The following is an 18,270-nucleotide window of genomic DNA, read 5'->3' as shown; positions in this document are numbered from 1 at the left end:
TACGCTTTCCTATTTTTTTGTCAACACTTAATTTTGTTAAACTTGAAAGTTTTCGAAACTAAGTTTTACTCAACTCACTGAGTAGCTCGTGCCTCGCTATGCGTTGCGCTCTGCCGTCTCAGTGGGGTCGCATTATAGGGAGATCCGAAAACAGATCAACCCTTTTTTGAAGAAAACTTGAAATAAATGTCTGTTCGAACAAAATTACAACTAAACGCTTAAAAAGACAACTAAACTCAAGCATATTTAGCTTCAAATGAGGTTATAAGTTATTTTTTAATGATAACGTGTTGATGTTGAAATCGCTTGCAAATAGCATCCAATTTCTTGCTATAACTATTTTAGCTAGTAGAACACTAAGGGCATTTGGCAAAAAACATAGCATATAGGTAAGGCTTTCTTTACTTATGTATTTACTGTTTCAACCTATGACGTTAATCACAACCTTAAGTTATATAATTAGCTTATTTTTACCAATCATAGCTAAATAGCATATATAAGTCAGGGGTAACATGAAGAAAGTATTTAAATAAGCGAACTATTTTTCTGTTAGTAGCAAATAGACTGCCTTTATTGATATGGGGCTGTTGTTTATTATTGATAAAAAAATTGGGGAGGACTTTACGCGTTCCTATTACCGTGTGATAAATTTTAGGTATTAAAAAGCCGAGCATAAGCTCGGCTTTTTGGTGTCTCTTTAAAGACTTACTCTGCAGACTGTGCGTCTTCTTGAACTTCTTCGCTCGCCGCTGGGCGACCAACTAGTTCAATATAAGCCATTGGTGCATTATCACCAGCACGGAAGCCACACTTAAGAATACGAGTGTAACCACCTGGACGGTCTGTATTACGAGGACCGATTTCGCTGAACAATTTACCAACTACTTCATTATCACGCGTGCGGGCAAATGCTAAACGGCGATTTGCTACGCTGTCAGTCTTAGCCAGTGTGATTAAAGGTTCAATTACACGGCGTAACTCTTTCGCTTTAGGCAAAGTAGTTTTGATGATTTCATGTTTCACCAAAGAACCTGCCATATTGCTGAACATCGCTTTACGATGGCTACTGTTACGGTTTAATTGACGACCACTCTTACGATGGCGCATGACCCTATCCTTCTAACTAAACTAATATAGTGATTTAGATTATTCAGCTAGGCTTGCAGGCGGCCAATTTTCTAGGCGCATACCTAGAGAAAGACCACGTGAAGCTAGCACGTCTTTTATTTCAGTTAGAGACTTCTTACCTAAATTAGGCGTTTTAAGAAGCTCAACTTCAGTGCGCTGAACTAAATCACCGATATATTGAATTTGCTCGGCTTTCAAACAGTTTGCTGAACGTACTGTTAGTTCAAGATCATCAACTGGACGAAGTAGAATAGGATCGAATTCTGGCTTCTCTTCTTTCTCTTCTGGCTCAGTTACATCGCGTAAATCTACGAATGCATCTAGTTGCTCAGCTAAGATAGTAGACGCACGGCGGATCGCTTCTTCAGGATCTAAAGTGCCGTTTGTTTCCATATCAATGATTAACTTGTCTAAGTCTGTACGTTGCTCAACACGGGCTGATTCAACCGAGTACGCAATACGTTCAACTGGGCTGAATGATGCATCAAGCAGCAATCGACCAATTGGACGCTCATCGTCATCAGAGGATAAACGACTAGATGCCGGCACATAACCACGACCACGCTCAACACGAATACGCATGCTGATCTCGCTGTTATTTGTAGTTAAATTACAAATAACATGATCTGGGTTAGCAATTGTTACATCGCCATCGTGCTGAATATCTGCCGCAGTCACAGGGCCTACACCAGATTTAGTCAGGGTCAGAAAAACTTCATCTTTGCCTTCTAACGTTACCGCTAGACCTTTAAGGTTTAGTAGTATTTCAATGATGTCTTCTTGTACGCCTTCTTTCGCGCTGTACTCATGCAATACACCGTCGATTTCAACTTCAGTTACTGCACATCCAGGCATAGATGATAACAGTATACGGCGTAAGGCATTACCCAAAGTGTGACCAAAGCCACGCTCGAGTGGTTCTAAAACTACTTTAGAACGCGTTGGGTTTATAGCGTCGATATCGACTAACCTTGGTTTTAGAAATTCTGTAACAGAACCCTGCATTTTATCCTCTCTTAACTCTTAACTTTACTTAGAGTAAAGTTCGACGATTAGTTGTTCATTAATGTCCGCAGACAGATCTGAACGCTCAGGTAGGCGCTTGAAGCTACCTTCCAATTTCTTACCGTCAACTTCAACCCAAGTCGGCTTTTCACGTTGCTCAGCCAACTCTAGAGCAGCGATGATACGTGCTTGTGTCTTAGACTTCTCACGGATTACAACAGTATCTTCTGGAGTAATTACGTATGAAGGAATGTTCACAACACGACCATTAACTAGAATCGCTTTGTGGCTTACTAACTGACGTGCTTCAGCGCGTGTGCTAGCAAAACCCATGCGATATACAACATTGTCTAAACGTTGCTCTAAAAGCTGTAACAAGTTTTCACCTGTATTACCTTTAAGGCGAGCAGCTTCTTTGTAGTAGTTACGGAATTGCTTTTCTAATACACCGTAGATACGACGTACTTTTTGCTTTTCACGTAATTGTAAACCGTAATCAGATAAGCGTCCTTTACGAGCGCCGTGCTGACCAGGTGCAGTCTCAAGTTTACACTTAGAGTCGATAGCTCTTACGCCGCTCTTAAGGAACAGGTCAGTACCTTCACGACGACTCAGCTTGAGCTTAGGGCCCAAATATCTTGCCATGTTATTTCTCCTAACCTATTGTTAAACGCGACGTTTCTTCGGTGGACGACAACCATTGTGTGGTATTGGCGTCACGTCAGTAATGTTGGTGATACGGTAACCAGCAGCATTCAAAGCACGTACAGCAGATTCACGACCTGGACCTGGACCTTTGATGAAAACTTCTAGATTTTTTAAACCGTATTCTTGAGCAGCAGTACCTGCACGCTCTGCAGCAACCTGAGCAGCAAATGGAGTAGATTTACGTGAACCACGGAAACCTGAACCACCGGCAGTAGCCCATGATAGTGCATTACCTTGACGGTCGGTAATCGTTACAATAGTGTTGTTGAAAGACGCATGAACATGAGCCATACCATCAGCAACTTGCTTTTTAACCTTTTTACGACGAATTGGTGTCTTAGCCATTTTACTATCCCCTTATCGCTTAATAGGCTTACGAGGACCCTTACGGGTACGCGCGTTAGTCTTTGTTCTTTGACCACGAAGTGGTAAAGAGCGACGGTGACGTAGGCCACGGAAACAACCAAGGTCCATAAGGCGCTTGATATTCAAAGTAACTTCACGACGAAGGTCACCTTCTACAGTGTACTTGCCAACTGCTTCACGCAATACGTCAAGTGTTTCGTCTGAAAGTTCACCGATTTTTGTGGTCTCGGCGATACCAGTCGCTTCTAAGATAGCCTTAGAGCGAGTCTTACCTATGCCATAAATAGCTGTTAAACCAATAACTGCATGTTTATGATCAGGGACGTTAATGCCAGCGATACGGGCCACTAACACATCTCCTATATTTGAATTTGGTAATCATCTGTTTGAAAAGCCCGTAAGGATACTCAAACGAAGACCAAATCACAACTAAAAACACAGGCCGAGAAACCTCAGCCTGCACGACTGTTTACTTAGCCTTGCCTTTGCTTATGCTTAGGCTCACTGCAAATTACGCGTACTACACCAGCACGTTTAATAACTTTACAGTTACGGCATATTTTCTTAACGGAAGCACGTACTTTCATTGCTCAACTCCGTAAACTGACCTTATCGACCGTAGCCTTTAAGGTTCGCTTTTTTCAGCACAGAATCATACTGATGTGACATCAGATGCGTCTGTACTTGTGCCATAAAGTCCATGATTACTACAACGATAATCAAAATTGATGTACCGCCGAAATAGAATGGCGTTTGCCATGCCATAGTCATGAATTCGGGCACCAGACAGATAAAGGTTATATACAAAGCACCTGCCAATGTCAGGCGTGTCATCACTTTATCAATGTATTTAGATGTCTGCTCACCTGGACGAATACCTGGGATAAATGCGCCAGATTTTTTCAGGTTGTCTGCCGTTTCACGTGGGTTAAAAACCAACGCTGTGTAGAAAAAGCAGAAGAAGATGATAGCCGCAGCTAAAACCATTGCATACAAAGGCTGACCTGGAGTCAACGTTGTAGCAATTGCTTGTAGCACATCAGCAACCGGACCTTCACCCTGGCCGAACCAGCTTGCAATTGTACCAGGGAACAGAATTATACTGCTAGCGAAGATTGGTGGAATAACACCCGCCATATTTACTTTCAGAGGTAAATGCGTGCTTTGAGCAGCAAATACTTGACGACCTTGTTGACGTTTGGCGTAGTTAACAACGATACGTCGTTGACCACGTTCAAAGAATACAACAAGATAAGTAACAGCGAATACTATAACCGCAACCATCAACAGTACAAAAACATTCAAATCACCTTGGCGCGCCATTTCGGCTGTCGAACCAATAGCAGACGGCAGGTTAGCTACAATACCAACAAATATTAGAACTGAGATACCGTTACCGATACCACGTTCTGTTATCTGTTCGCCCAACCACATAAGGAACATAGTACCGGTTACTAAACTCACCACTGCGGTGAAATAGAATCCCATACCTGGGTTAACAACTAACCCGTTCATCATGCCCGGTAAGCTTGTGGCAATACCGATTGATTGGATAGTAGCAAGCACAAGCGTGCCGTAGCGTGTGTACTGGCTTATCTTTTTACGCCCTTGCTCACCTTCTTTCTTAAGCTCTATAAACGGCGGATACATATGCGTTAATAGTTGCGTAATAATCGAAGCCGAGATATACGGCATGATACCCAGTGCTAACACTGAAGCTCGCTCAAGCGCACCACCGCTAAACATGTTGAACATCTCAACAATGGTGCCCTTTTGTTGCTCGAAGAAATCGGCAAGTACAGCGGCGTCAATCCCAGGGATCGGCACAAATGAACCTAGACGGTAAATTATGATAGCACCCAATACGAAGAGTAATCGGCGCTTCAATTCCGAAAGTCCACCTTGTGCACTTTGTGTATCTTGACCTGGTTTAGCCATTAGTACTTCCTTAGTCTTCTACCTTGCCTCCGGCAGCTTCGATAGCTTCGCGTGCACCTTTAGTAGCCTTAAGGCCTTTAACGGTAACAGCGCGTGAAACTTCGCCAGATTTAACAACTTTAACGAACTGAACGTTCTTTTTAACTAGACCAGCTGCTTGTAACGCGCTTAGGTCTACCACATCGCCTTCAACTTTAGCGATTTCGTATAGGTTAATTTCTGCAGATACTAATGATTTGCGAGAAGTGAAACCGAACTTAGGTAGACGACGTTGCATAGGCATTTGACCGCCTTCGAAACCAACGCGTACTTTACCGCCAGAACGTGATTTTTGACCTTTGTGACCACGGCCACCAGTCTTACCAAGACCAGAACCGATACCACGACCAACACGTTTTGGAGCAGTTTTTGAACCTGCAGCAGGTGAAAGTGTATTCAAATGCATCGAATTACCCCTCTACCTTAACCATGTAATAAACCTGGTTAATCATACCACGTACACATGCTGTGTCTTCTAACTCAACAGTGTGATTGATACGACGTAAACCAAGACCGCGTAATGTAGCTTTATGCTTCGGTAAACGACCGATAGAGCTTTTTACTTGTGTTACTTTTACAGTTTTATTAGCCATGGTTTACCCCAAAATCTCATCTACTCGAAGACCACGTTTTGCAGCGATCGACTGAGGAGAATTCATGTTCTCAAGAGCTGAGATCGTTGCACGTACAACGTTGATCGGGTTAGTAGAACCGTAACATTTAGAAAGTACGTTCTGCACACCAGTCACTTCAAGTACTGCACGCATAGCACCACCTGCAATGATACCAGTACCTTCAGATGCTGGTTTCATAAACACTTGTGAGCCAGCATGACGTCCTTTAACAGGATGCTGTAATGTGTTGCCATTTAGGTCTACGTTGATCATGTTACGACGTGCTTTTTCCATTGCTTTTTGAATAGCAGCTGGAACTTCACGTGCTTTACCATAACCGAAACCTACTTTACCTGCGCCATCACCAACTACAGTTAGTGCAGTAAAGCTAAAGATACGACCACCTTTAACTACTTTAGACACACGGTTCACCGCGATTAGCTTTTCAGCTAAATCAGGCTGTTGTTGCTTTGCTTCTACGTTAGCCATTGTCTACTCCTAGAATTGCAAACCGGCTTCACGCGCAGCATCAGCTAGCGCCTTCACACGGCCGTGATATTTAAAGCCACTGCGATCAAAAGCAATCTTTTCGATGCCTTTGTCAGCCGCACGTTCAGCAACCGCTTTACCAACTGCTTGTGCAGCTGCAACGTTGCCTGTGCCTTTAACTGTTTCGCTAATAGCTTTCTCAACAGTAGAAGCAGCAGCCAGTACATTACCCTCAGCGTTTACAACTTGAGCGTAAATGTGACGTGGCGTGCGGTGGATAACAAGACGCGTTGTGCCTTGTTCAATATAATTTCTACGAGTGCGTTTAGCACGACGTAGACGAGCTGTTTTTTTATCCATCGTCTTACCTTACTTCTTCTTAGCCTCTTTACGGCGTACATTCTCATCTGAATAACGAACACCTTTACCTTTATAAGGCTCAGGTTTACGGTATGCACGAATGTTAGCAGCTGTTTGACCAACTAACTGCTTATCTACGCCCTTAACTAGAACTTCTGTTTGGCTTGGAGTTTCAATCGTAATTCCTTCAGGAACTGCGAAATTAACTGGGTGCGAGAAACCAAGAGTTAAGTCTAAAACTTTGCCCTTAGCTGCAGCACGGTAACCAACACCTACTAACTGAAGTTTCTTCTCGTAACCTTCATGCGTACCAACAACCATGTTGTTGATTAGAGCGCGAGCAGTACCTGCTTGTGCCCATGCATTGGCTACGCCTTCACGAGGTAAAGTTGTAATAACGTTGTCGTTAACTTGTACTTCAACTGCATCGTTGATAGTACGAGTAAGTTCACCGTTTTTGCCTTTAACTGTGATTTCCTGGCCTTTTAATGTAACTTCTACACCGGCAGGAACGTTTATTGGTGCCTTTGCTATGCGAGACATAGTTCCCCTCCGATTAAGCTACAAAACCAATGATTTCACCACCAACGCCTGCACTACGTGCTGCGCGGTCTGTCATTAGGCCTTTAGAAGTTGATACGATAGCGATACCTAAACCACCCATTACCTTTGGTAATTCGTCACGTCTCTTATAGATACGTAGACCAGGGCGACTTACACGCTGGATATTTTCAATAACAGCTTTGCCTTCGAAGTACTTTAACTCGATAGAAAGCTCAGGTTTTACATCACCACTTACTGAGAAGTCTGCGATGTAACCTTCATTTTTTAATACATTAGCTACTGCTACTTTCAGTTTCGAATTAGGCATCGTTACAGATACTTTTTTCGCTGACTGACCGTTACGGATTCGTGTAAATAAATCCGCGATAGGATCTTGCAAGCTCATAGTCTTACTCCCATGATTCTATTACCAGCTAGCCTTTTTAAGGCCAGGAATTTCACCGCGCATAGCTGCTTCGCGAACTTTAATACGGCTCATGCCGAATTTGCGAAGGAAACCATGTGGGCGGCCCGTAATGTTACAACGATTACGTTGACGTGCAGGGCTAGAATCACGAGGTAAAGCTTGTAGCTTAAGTACCGCGTCCCAACGATCATCTTCAGATGTATTAACATCACTGATGATAGCTTTTAGTGCTGCACGCTTTTCAGCGTACTGAGCAACTAGTTTAGTGCGCTTTGCTTCGCGCGCTTTCATAGAATTCTTTGCCATAACCCTACCCTTATTTCTTGAATGGGAAGTTAAACGCTTCTAACAACGCACGGCCTTCCTCATCTGATTTCGCAGATGTAGTGATTGTGATATCCATACCGCGTACACGGTCTACTTTATCATAATCAATTTCTGGGAAGATGATTTGTTCACGTACGCCCATGCTGTAGTTACCGCGTCCATCAAAAGACTTAGCACTCACACCACGGAAGTCACGGATACGTGGGATAGCGATTGAAACCAAACGCTCAAAAAAGTCCCACATACGCTCGCCGCGTAGGGTTACTTTACAACCAATCGGGTAACCTTCACGCACTTTGAAGCCAGCAACAGATTTGCGTGCTTTAGTGATTAAAGGTTTCTGACCAGAGATAGCTTCTAGATCCGCAACAGCGTTATCTAAAATCTTCTTGTCAGCTAAGGCTTCGCCCACACCCATATTTAATGTGATCTTCTCGATCTGAGGGACTTGCATGACAGAGCTGAAACCAAACTTCTCTTGAAGTTCAGCAACTACTTTGTCTTTATATACTTCATGCAGTTTCGCCATCATTCTACTCCAACTATTAGATAGTTTTACCAGTAGATTTAAAGATACGTAATTTCTTACCATCTTCAATCTTGAAACCTACACGATCTGCTTTGCTCGTTTCCGAGTTGTAGATCGCAACGTTTGATACGTCGATAGACGCTTCTTTCTCAACAATACCGCCAGCTTGGTTCAACTGTGGAACCGGCTTTTGGTGTTTCTTGATTAAGTTAATGCCTTCGACAAATACTCGACCAGACTCGGTTACAACTGAAAGCACTTTGCCGCGCTTACCTTTGTCTTTACCTGCTAGTACGATTACTTCGTCATCACGACGGATTTTTGCTGCCATGATAGACTCCTTACAGTACTTCTGGGGCTAGTGAAACGATTTTCATGAACTTTTCATTACGAAGTTCGCGAGTCACAGGGCCGAAAATACGAGTACCAATAGGCTGCAAGTTATCATTTAAGATAACAGCCGCATTGCTGTCGAAACGGATCAATGAACCGTCTGGACGACGAACGCCTTTTTTGGTACGCACAACTACCGCGTTTTTAACATCACCTTTCTTCACTTTACCGCGAGGAATCGCTTCTTTTACAGAAACTTTAATGATATCGCCAATCGCTGCATAGCGACGGTGTGAACCACCAAGGACTTTTATACACTGCACTTTGCGAGCGCCGCTGTTATCAGCAACTTCCAGCTGAGTTTGCATTTGGATCATGTTAATGACCTCCGGTGTAGTAATTACAACTTGTCTTAAATTTGTTTAAAATCAAGACATTTCGATTGAATTCCACTCAAAAAACATACTAGATGTCTCTTAAGGGCGGGCAATTGTATCAGCATTGAGGGGGGAGTGGTAGGTTATTTTTTAATTAATTTAATAGGGATGCTAAATTAAAACGAGGTTTTCTATGCTATTTATCTAATTTACAGGTGGTTATAAAACAAACAAGGCATCTTGTTGATGCCTTGTTTTATATCAGTAATTAAAATTAGCCAAACAAACCTTTTAATTTGTCTTTAATTTTATCTTTAGCTTTGTCTTTTGCATCATCAAGCTTTTGCTTAGCTTCATCTTTTAAAGCATTGCTTACATCAAGCTTTATATTCACGTCATGAAACGGGCCTTTTATGCGTAAAGGAACTTTAAAGCCAGTACTGTCATCGGTTGTACCTTGACCTTCAATAGAGTCAACGACGCCTGTTACTAGTCGATAGTTAACAAGCGTTTGCGGTAAATCAACGTCTCCTTCACCTGAAATGCGTATTAAAGGGCTGATCAACGATAAATCAGTATTTTTGCCTACGCCATTGGTAAAGTTAAAACTACCAGAAAGTGCAGAGAAATCTGTTTTCTCAGATTCCTCAAATCCTGTATCTAATCCCTCAGACACGGCATTAAAGTTGCCTTTAACTAGCTCTTTCCCCTTACGCACCATTTCTGCTACGTTTGCTCCCTCAACTGCACCATCAGCGAACTTGAATCCTAGTTTACCATTAAGCGCGTTAATAAACGTTTTTTGGCTTTGCCCTGCTGTGGTTAGATTCCAGTTTAAAGAGCCCTTGCCCATTAGCTTATCAAAGCCTGCAGCATCGCTAAGTAATGGCTGTGCGTCTATTTTATCTAAATCGAAGTTGGTTGCTATTTTATAAGGGGTATTTTGAGCATTGATAGTCACCACCCCTTTACCTGTTCCTTCATAAGCCGCAAAGCTGTCTAAACTTAATTTAGCAATGCTATTTTTAAGTGCCACAGTAAACTGGTTTGCGCCGAGTTTAATATCGTTCGCTTTTAAGCCACTTGAACGGACAATCACATTTGCATCTAATGCACTTAAGCCACTTAAATCAATTTTAGTATCATCCCACACTATTGGCTCTGCAGGCTTAGACTCGTCTTTTGCAGGGGCTTCTTTTTTAGCTACGGTTTCTGGTAAGTAAGGATTTAAATCAAGCATCCCTAGGTCAATATCAGCATTAACCGCTAAACGACTGCCTAGATTCACCTTACTTTTACCTTTAATCTCGAGTGCATCGAGCGTTGCAACTAATTCAGTTAGGTTAAACTCCTCACTGAGCAAGTGCATTTGGGCATTGATACTAAAGGCATTAAACGCATTGTCTTTAGCGTTTAAGTCAACCCCTTGCCAGTTAGCAATATTTTTAACTGAATCACCGTTAAGTGCTAATAATCCTTTAATATCTTGGCCTTGTTTGGCTATGCTGCCATCAAACGTTAAATCGACTAAACGTGAGTTAAGCGTTTGCTTTACATTAAATGTGGCACCTTCAATCGCTTTTGCTGGAGTATCAAGTTTTACATCAAGCTCAAATCGCTCTTGCATATAAGTAATAGCCCCTTTGACTTCGAGCTGTTTGCGCAGTGAAGGCAGTAATATAGCCAGTTCTAAATCGCTAATTTGTTGTTTAGCACCCGTTTGACCATCTAAATATGTAAACGACCCGCCATAAATAGCGACTTCACCTAATTGAATATCAAAGTTTTCAGGTAGTTTGACTGCCTCACCCGATTGAGTTTGCTGCTCAGGTTGCTTGGCCACTGCATCAAATAACTGCCAGTTAGCTTTACCGCTTTTATCGGTTTCTAGCAAAATATCAGGCTCATTAATGACAAACTTTTCTAGCTTTAACTCGCCACCGAGTAATGAAAGCCAAGGAATATGAACGGCAAGTTGCTGCATACTTGCCATATCAGCGCGAGAGCCGCTAGGCATATTGGCAAAATGCACATCATTAAGCTCTAATTTTAATGCGGGGAATACACTGAGGGTTTTATCGCCCTTTATGGTTAATGTGCGCCCGGTTGTTTTTTCAACCTGCTCAGACACTTTATTAAAAATGGTATCAGTAGGAATTAAAAAAGGTGCAGCAACAATTAACGCTATGCATAGCAATAATATGACACCAATAATTTTAAATAAGGTCTTCATGATCATCCTTTCAAACGTGCAAATAATGTTCTTATCATAGCGGGAGTTAACACTAAAAGCATTGTTAAATAAATAAAAAACATATCAATTAGGGCATCCCTTTTTAAAATCAGGTTTTCAAAACTCATTTTAATAAATTTAAAGATTCATGCCCCTGATTACATTGCTGCAATTGTTCGGTATGATGCGCGCCCCTGTTGTATTTAGCCTAAATAAGCTAAAATGTAGCGACTAAAAAAAATATCTAACCGGAGAGTCTACAAGGCATGAAGAAACTGCTAATTTCACCGTCAAAAATGGCATTAGGCGAACAAGAAAGTCAAATTTATCAAAACATTCTGAAGCAATCTTCAGAGCTAAGCCTAAACCTGATGGCCGTGAAAGTGGAAAACCATCCAGAAGATTTTTTAGGTTGGTGTTACGAGCTATTAAGTGCAAGCCGCGACCGCATTAATTACGACTTACTCGAAACCTCACAATTACCATTATTAAAAAAACTGCATGACCAACTTATTTCAGCGATTAGCTTTTTACAGTTAAAAACATTACGGGTAGCACCTTGGCCAGTAGTGAGTATGTTTGTAGAACAACATAAAGAACTGGTGGCACTTGATGAGCAATTACGTTTAACTGCTTATATCTCAGGCCTGCGTAAACAACCATTAAAAGACATGATCCCTGAAGACTTACTCGCTTTTAGCGGTAAGCACATGGCGTCACTCGACCCGAGTACTTATAACTTTGATGTAGAATGGTTTGCCTCTACAAAAAGTGCTAAAGGCTTTCACCAGATGTTGGCTGACTTGCCAGGTGCATTTGACGATGCCCTGAGCAATATCCCACTTGAGGGTGATGTAGCGCAAAGTAATTACCAACAATTTGTAATTGCTTACTTGAGTGCATTTAATGGCAGTGATGAAAAACCAACACTAGCGCCTGCAACCCGTTTATTAGCAATGCGCCGCCCTGATGTATTTACACCGATTAGTAACAGTCGCTTAGATGCACTTTGCTCCGCACTTGGTATCACCAAATTAAATAACCGTGACTTTGAGCGTTACTGGCAAGATGTAGTACAAAGCATTCACGCTATGTCATGGTTTAAAATGGCCAATGCAGGTAATGAACTAGAAACTCAGTTAGTGGATATTAAAGCGCTAATACCTTGCTTTTTTTATTATGCAGATACGAATACTGCAGATAACTCTAACTACATTAAGCTACTAAATAAACCTACACGTAGCACTTCGAGCAGCAGTAAAGCGCCACGCCGCGGCAAAGAATCGGCTGAAATATTAGTGGACCGCGCACTTGCTGCTGATGACATCCCAGAGCATATTCGTGCTAAGCGTGATTCTATTATTAGCGAAGTACAAAAAGGCCGTGGTGTAAACGAAACAATTACACTTATGCGTACCATTTTTGGATAAAACGTATATCAAACGCAATTAGCTTTAATAAACTAGCTTAACGTTAGGGTCTGTAGACCTTTCAAGGTTAAATTTTCAAAGGCCAATAGATCCTAATATAGATAGCCTGGTAGCGCTCTAATGGTGCAGCCAGGCTTTTTTTTGCACCAGCAGTGTGTTCTTTCCTTACATACTTTTCACAAAGCGTCTTTGCGCATAACTTCAACACCTTGTTTTATAACATAAAATTTATTTTTTATTAAATAAATGGAAGCTGGCACATACAGTGCAATTCCCCCTGCAGTAACGTAATAATACGCCGCCGTTCAAAAGGTTGTAGTCGTTTATAATAAAAAGCCTTGGCGTGCAAAATCATACAATGGGAAATGAGACATGCTAAAACTACAAAAAACAATATTGATCAGTGCATTGGCATTAACAGGAATGACATCAACTACTGCATTTGCCGAAGTAACAGCCAATGCAGCCGCTACTTCTAACTACTTATGGCGCGGACAAGAGCAAACTGGGGGCGATGCAGCTGTATCTGGCGGTATTGATTACGCTAATGAATCTGGATTTTATGCAGGTACCTGGGCGTCAAATGCGTCTTGGGCCGATGAAATGACTTACGAACTAGACTTATACGCCGGTTTTGGCGGCGCTATTAATGAAAACGTAAGTTATGACGTAGGTTATATTTATTACGCTTACCCAGATGCGGCATCAGATGCCGATGCTGATTTTTCAGAAGTTTACGGTAGCATTAGTGTGCAAGGTTTTACATTTGGTGCAGCCGTACTTGCAACATCTGCTGCCAGTGGTGATGGTACTGATTTTGGTGATTCACTGTATTTAAACGCCGATTACAGCTTCGCTGTTGGTAGCAATGGCACTGAAATGGCGCTACACATAGGGCATTACTCAGGCGATTTCATCGGTGATGACAATATCATTGATTATGGCGTATCAGTTTCTAAGGATGGTTTTACCTTTGGCCTATCTGATAACGACATGGACGGCTCAGATGTTAAAGCTTATGTAGCCTACGCTGTCGACTTTAGCCTATAAAAAGAATGTGTTACTTGCTGCAACACTAAGGGCCGAAAGGCCCTTTTCTCGTTTAATGGCCACCTTTTAAATTAACCATAAATATAAAAACGCCTGTTTATTCAGCTTTAAACTCGTTCTTGTTGCAATCAATTGCAACTGATTTAGGATGCCAAAAAGGACCAACTTGATTGATAACTAACTATACTAAGCCATTAGTAAAGGATTTATAAGCATGCACACTTTGCAATTGCGAGCTTGTATGTGATTGTTTACTTCACCCCCCTCGATAAAAAATAAAATCAATATTTGTGCAACCAGTCAATACCGCGAACTCACAATAATTAGTTTAAAGTTCATACTGACTTTCCTGCCAACTGCATTTGAGCAACCTGAGTATCCTTACAAATTTGCTCTACATCTTCACGCTGCTCAAACACTTATCCCTATAAATAAAATGGATGGCTATCTTCAACACTTGCCTTACTTGTTATTTTTGCGCTGGCTTGCGGCTAACTTTTTACCTCATAGTAAGTACTAAAATCAAGTAAAGCAGCACCCATTATTAATGATTGGATAATCATCCTGATTAGCTCACTATTAGTAATTAACTTTATAAGAGGGCAAAAAATGTTGAGTAATAAATTGTTTAACAAATATCACATGACTACAAATCTTATAAATCATTCATATAAAAAGACCGCATAAATGCGGCCTTTTATGTTTATAAAGATAAATTTAACTCGATCGTCTTTATCTATTAAATATAAGGTTTATCGCCAGTCTATAAAAAAACTGGTATTTTGGTCCAAGTTAACATTATAGCGCCTTGATATTATCGCCACTTTTTTTATCAATTAACTTAACGAAAGGGTCAACACCAGCAAATTTAGGTAACTCAGTTACCTTTAATGTAATGGTATTTTCACCTGTTTTTATCTCGTGCTTTTGCATGTAGATAACAGTATCCCCTTCCTGAATTTCATTTGGATCTGCGCTAAACAAAGCGACATCTATCATTTGCGCTAATGGAATATCCTCTTCATTCCCTTCCCCATCTGCATGTTTTTTTGCTGCAGAAATAGTTAGCGTAACAGTATGCTCGCCATCAACAGATTCAGCCTCTTGAACATCAACATCACTGAGCTTTAACTCATATAACGTAATGGCATTAAACTGATCTTCAATGAATGCTTGCTCTTGCTCACTCGCTCCTTCCTTTAGGTAGGCAATAAAGTCTAACGTGGTAGGGTAACGATCTTGTGCATATTGGTAATCTTGCAAAAAAGCTCGTAAAACGGCATTTAAACGTTGTTCACCTAACAGATCATGAATGGCCATCATAACCACAGATCCTTTGTTATAATGGATGTATTGCTGCCCTACTGTACGCGCTAGAGTCCTCTCATCATAAGGCTCAGTCGTTCGTCCGAACAAATAACGATCTAGCTCATACTTTAAGAATTTACGAAGATTGTTTTCACCGTATCTCTCTTTCATCACCATAATTGCTGCATATTGAGAGAGCATTTCAGATAAAATATTAGAGCCCTCAACCTTCGCGCCAATCACCTGCCCCCCCCACCATTGGTGCGCTAACTCATGCGATGTTACATAGTAAGGATAGTTAATATTATCAGGTTCACGCGTATCGGTAATAAACCCCATACTTTCAGAGAACGGGACTGTATTAGCAAAACTCTGCGCAAAACTACGATAACGAGGGAACTCAATAATACGCATTTGCTTATGCTGATAGGGGCTAAACTCTTTGGAAAAGTAATCTAAAGAGTCTTTGGTAGATTGAATTATCGTATCTATATTCCAAGCATGCTGTTTGTGATAATAAACTTCTATATTTACGCCATTGTACAGCTCTTTTTTCACCTCAAGATCCATAGAGAGCAAGGTGTAAAAGTGCTTCATAGGTGCATCCATTTCGTATACAAACGTAGTGCGGCCGTCTTTAGTAGTTTGTGATTGCAAGTAACCCGGAACCATCGCAATTTGAGACTCATCGGTGGTAATAGTGGCAGCAAAACTGACATAATTATCCGCAAATAAAGGTTGGTTATGATATTGCTTTTCTTCAATTTTATTGCCGCGCTTTAACTCTGGTAAACCTCTTTGACGACGCTCATTTTTATCTTGCAATTGCTTACCAAAGGAATAACCAAAGGTTGGAAACAGTGCTGAGTTATCGATGAATGTACCGTTATATACTACTCGTTCGTCACTACCTCTATCTACGAAACCTTTAGTATGACGCTCTACGCTCATCACAATTTCGCGGCTTTCATTTGGTTGCATTGGCTCTGTAAACTCTAACCAAGCATGACGATACTGCTCATTTAACTCGCCCAGTTGCGCACCATCTGCCACAACACTCCATTTATGAGTATGATAAGGTTTATTCACCAATACTCGTGTAATCGGATGTTGCGACTTATTTTCTACTTGCATAACTACGCTTGCATTAATACGTCGCTCTTGAGGGTAAATATCTGCAGTAACAACAACATCAGTCGGAATAGGCACAGCCGCATTAACAAATTGACCAAACTCACGTTCATATTGCTCTTTTAAATCTTCAGACTGGTCAGTAGTTATAAATTGATTAAGTATTGTTGTGTTGTAGTAAATATAGCTACCCGCACCAACAAAAATAAGTGCACCGCATACCATAACAACCTTACCTGAATTGCCAAGTTGATAGCCTAATAACTTAACCCGTGCTTTTAAATTTTGCCCTGCACCACGAGGCCAAAGCGCATAGCTGAGTGCAGCAATGATCATACTAAAGCCAAACCAGTATAAATTATACCAATGCACCGCAGTTAAAAAGTGGCCGTAACCATTAATGTCTGAATAAGGCGCGCTTGGCGTACTTCCAATAGCAAACATGTTATGCTCAAAGCCATAGCTACTCATCACCTGAGTCGTAATAAAGTACAGTACATATAAACCCATACCGACGTACTTGTTAGGGCTAATTACTTGTAATAAAAATGCAAAGCCACCTTGAAAAATAAGCATAAGTACAAATAAATAACCAAGCCTGATTACATATTGAGCAATATCGAAGTTCGCCATGCCCATAATCATTTGATAAAACAATGTCACCAAAGATCCAAATACGCATAACAATAATAAAACAGCACTCAAAGCTACATATTTAGAGCCCCAGAACACCCAATTTGCAACAGGATAAGCATCAACAATGTCTGACATTCGTGATTCACGATCATGCCATACAAGTTCACCACAATAGTAAACCAGTACTATTATCATTAAAGTACCAAAGCTACCTTGAATAAGCTCAACCATTCTAAAAGTGACAGGCCAAATATCAGTCCCGTATGAGCCCATTGAACCTACCAACGCAGGAATTAATGTCGCTAAAGATAAAATCAATAAGATACCAAACGAATAGCTTTTTATAACTTGTTTGACCTCAAAAACAGTCCGCGTTAAAAACTGCGACCACGCATTACTTCCTGTCGATTTTGCCGTTATATTAAAGTTAAGAGCGGCTGCAGAATTAGTATTACTATCTTTATTGGCCTTGCCTTTCACTTTTTGCTTTTGCGCCAAATGATGGGATGAATTAAGCGCTGCAGTTACAAATGCTACCAAGCCAACACCTAACCAAATTAGCCTGTTATGCAATAATTGGTCTGTTAAGGTAATTTCCATCACGTTGCGATCAGCTATTGTCCAGTATTCCATCTGAACTCTCATAGCAGACAGAGCAAACATATCTAGGTAAGCTGAGATTTCGCGATATTGAATATCACCGAAGATACTTCTTCCAACCAAATAACTAATAAGTAAAGCAACAGCAACGAGATAGAGCGTCACCATACTGCGAAAGCGCACTGCGACTGCGTTGATTAGCGATGAAACAACAAACAAAGAAGGGGCAGCAATATAAAAGAAAGGCACTAAATAATAACTGAGTTTATTTTCACCTACCATCTCACTATCTAACCAACCTATTAGGTTACCAAAACCACTGCCAACCCACACACCCAACATCGTAGTTGAAAACACCAATAGCGTGACCAAATAAGCCCCGATGAATCTACCCGCTCTATACTGAGCGATGTTTAGTGGCTTACTTAGTACCAATTCGTTAAGTTTACTCACATCATCACGAAGAGCAGAACTGCCGACAAAATTGACCACTAAAAAAATAGCAAACACCGACATAATCGCAATAAATTGCAAAATTGCGTAAGGAGAATTTACATTCACATTACTGCTTCCACCGATTTGCACCGTGTCAGAAACAGACGCCATAAAAGTTAGAAAGAACAAAATAAGTGACGTGATATAGAAAGAGGGCTGACGTATAAAATAGCGCAGCTCAAATTGCATCATTTTAAACAACAT

The 18,270-nt window shown here is 41.1% G+C and carries 21 protein-coding genes; 2 read left to right on the top strand and 19 right to left on the bottom strand.

The genetic code is table 11. The annotated features are described in order from the left end of the window. Positions 1-705: 705 nt before the first annotated feature. The 18 genes from rplQ to BM380_RS16260 all read right to left on the bottom strand — a co-directional run bounded on the left by rplQ (position 706) and on the right by BM380_RS16260 (position 11,416). Positions 706-1,107: a 50S ribosomal protein L17 gene (gene rplQ, locus BM380_RS16345; RefSeq protein ID WP_013466072.1), complete on the bottom strand. Its 402-nt coding sequence runs from the start codon at positions 1,105-1,107 to the stop codon at positions 706-708. A 39-nt stretch (positions 1,108-1,146) separates the two neighbouring features. Further along, positions 1,147-2,133, bottom strand: coding sequence for a DNA-directed RNA polymerase subunit alpha (gene rpoA / locus BM380_RS16340; protein WP_008115371.1), 987 nt, complete (start codon positions 2,131-2,133; stop codon positions 1,147-1,149). Between the two features lie 24 nt (positions 2,134-2,157). Beyond that, complete coding sequence (rpsD, locus tag BM380_RS16335) at positions 2,158-2,778, bottom strand: 30S ribosomal protein S4 (protein WP_002959461.1); 621 nt, start codon at positions 2,776-2,778, stop codon at positions 2,158-2,160. Between the two features lie 21 nt (positions 2,779-2,799). Further along, a complete protein-coding gene (gene rpsK, locus BM380_RS16330; protein WP_002959471.1) occupies positions 2,800-3,186 on the bottom strand; it encodes a 30S ribosomal protein S11 in 387 nt (128 codons plus the stop codon). A gap of 12 nt (positions 3,187-3,198) precedes the next feature. After that, on the bottom strand, positions 3,199-3,555 hold the full coding sequence (gene rpsM / locus BM380_RS16325) for a 30S ribosomal protein S13 (RefSeq protein ID WP_008115377.1): 357 nt from the start codon (positions 3,553-3,555) through the stop codon (positions 3,199-3,201). Between the two features lie 125 nt (positions 3,556-3,680). Continuing rightward, complete coding sequence (gene rpmJ / locus BM380_RS16320; protein WP_002959476.1) at positions 3,681-3,794, bottom strand: 50S ribosomal protein L36; 114 nt, start codon at positions 3,792-3,794, stop codon at positions 3,681-3,683. Between the two features lie 22 nt (positions 3,795-3,816). Continuing rightward, positions 3,817-5,145 (bottom strand): preprotein translocase subunit SecY, encoded by a 1,329-nt coding sequence (gene secY / locus BM380_RS16315; protein ID WP_008115380.1) that lies wholly within the window; start codon positions 5,143-5,145, stop codon positions 3,817-3,819. 10 nt (positions 5,146-5,155) lie between these two features. Continuing rightward, complete coding sequence (gene rplO / locus BM380_RS16310; protein WP_013466073.1) at positions 5,156-5,590, bottom strand: 50S ribosomal protein L15; 435 nt, start codon at positions 5,588-5,590, stop codon at positions 5,156-5,158. Between the two features lie 4 nt (positions 5,591-5,594). Next, positions 5,595-5,777, bottom strand: a complete 183-nt coding sequence (gene rpmD, locus BM380_RS16305; protein ID WP_008115384.1) for a 50S ribosomal protein L30 — start codon at positions 5,775-5,777, stop codon at positions 5,595-5,597. Positions 5,778-5,780: 3 nt separating this feature from the next. Next, entirely contained in the window at positions 5,781-6,287 is a 507-nt protein-coding gene (gene rpsE, locus BM380_RS16300; protein ID WP_008115387.1) for a 30S ribosomal protein S5, read from the bottom strand. Between the two features lie 9 nt (positions 6,288-6,296). Next, positions 6,297-6,647 carry a 50S ribosomal protein L18 gene (gene rplR, locus BM380_RS16295; protein WP_008115388.1) on the bottom strand — a complete coding sequence of 117 codons (351 nt, stop codon included), beginning with the start codon at positions 6,645-6,647 and terminating at the stop codon, positions 6,297-6,299. Between the two features lie 9 nt (positions 6,648-6,656). Further along, entirely contained in the window at positions 6,657-7,190 is a 534-nt protein-coding gene (rplF, locus tag BM380_RS16290; RefSeq protein WP_006794247.1) for a 50S ribosomal protein L6, read from the bottom strand. Positions 7,191-7,203: 13 nt separating this feature from the next. Beyond that, complete coding sequence (rpsH, locus tag BM380_RS16285; RefSeq protein WP_016899320.1) at positions 7,204-7,596, bottom strand: 30S ribosomal protein S8; 393 nt, start codon at positions 7,594-7,596, stop codon at positions 7,204-7,206. Positions 7,597-7,617: 21 nt separating this feature from the next. Continuing rightward, on the bottom strand, positions 7,618-7,923 hold the full coding sequence (gene rpsN, locus BM380_RS16280; RefSeq protein ID WP_006794245.1) for a 30S ribosomal protein S14: 306 nt from the start codon (positions 7,921-7,923) through the stop codon (positions 7,618-7,620). Positions 7,924-7,933: 10 nt separating this feature from the next. After that, positions 7,934-8,473: a 50S ribosomal protein L5 gene (gene rplE, locus BM380_RS16275; RefSeq protein WP_010392500.1), complete on the bottom strand. Its 540-nt coding sequence runs from the start codon at positions 8,471-8,473 to the stop codon at positions 7,934-7,936. A 16-nt stretch (positions 8,474-8,489) separates the two neighbouring features. After that, complete coding sequence (gene rplX / locus BM380_RS16270) at positions 8,490-8,804, bottom strand: 50S ribosomal protein L24 (RefSeq protein WP_004589210.1); 315 nt, start codon at positions 8,802-8,804, stop codon at positions 8,490-8,492. A 10-nt stretch (positions 8,805-8,814) separates the two neighbouring features. Next, positions 8,815-9,183 (bottom strand): 50S ribosomal protein L14, encoded by a 369-nt coding sequence (gene rplN / locus BM380_RS16265; protein ID WP_008115397.1) that lies wholly within the window; start codon positions 9,181-9,183, stop codon positions 8,815-8,817. Between the two features lie 274 nt (positions 9,184-9,457). Continuing rightward, positions 9,458-11,416 (bottom strand): AsmA family protein, encoded by a 1,959-nt coding sequence (locus BM380_RS16260; RefSeq protein WP_090495212.1) that lies wholly within the window; start codon positions 11,414-11,416, stop codon positions 9,458-9,460. 266 nt (positions 11,417-11,682) lie between these two features. On the opposite strand from BM380_RS16260, the gene BM380_RS16255 reads away from it, so the two are divergent. Further along, positions 11,683-12,846 carry a hypothetical protein gene (locus tag BM380_RS16255; RefSeq protein ID WP_090495210.1) on the top strand — a complete coding sequence of 388 codons (1,164 nt, stop codon included), beginning with the start codon at positions 11,683-11,685 and terminating at the stop codon, positions 12,844-12,846. Between the two features lie 372 nt (positions 12,847-13,218). Beyond that, a complete protein-coding gene (locus BM380_RS16250; RefSeq protein WP_090495208.1) occupies positions 13,219-13,896 on the top strand; it encodes a TorF family putative porin in 678 nt (225 codons plus the stop codon). Between the two features lie 798 nt (positions 13,897-14,694). On the opposite strand, the gene BM380_RS16245 is transcribed toward BM380_RS16250, so the two are convergent. After that, positions 14,695-18,270: an ABC transporter permease/M1 family aminopeptidase gene (locus BM380_RS16245; RefSeq protein ID WP_090495207.1), complete on the bottom strand. Its 3,576-nt coding sequence runs from the start codon at positions 18,268-18,270 to the stop codon at positions 14,695-14,697.

Origin of the sequence: Pseudoalteromonas sp. DSM 26666 (assembly GCF_900116475.1) — a bacterium.
Classification (GTDB): domain Bacteria; phylum Pseudomonadota; class Gammaproteobacteria; order Enterobacterales; family Alteromonadaceae; genus Pseudoalteromonas; species Pseudoalteromonas tetraodonis.
Note: the sequence above shows the minus strand (reverse complement) of the source record. Positions and strands in the feature narration are given on the sequence as shown.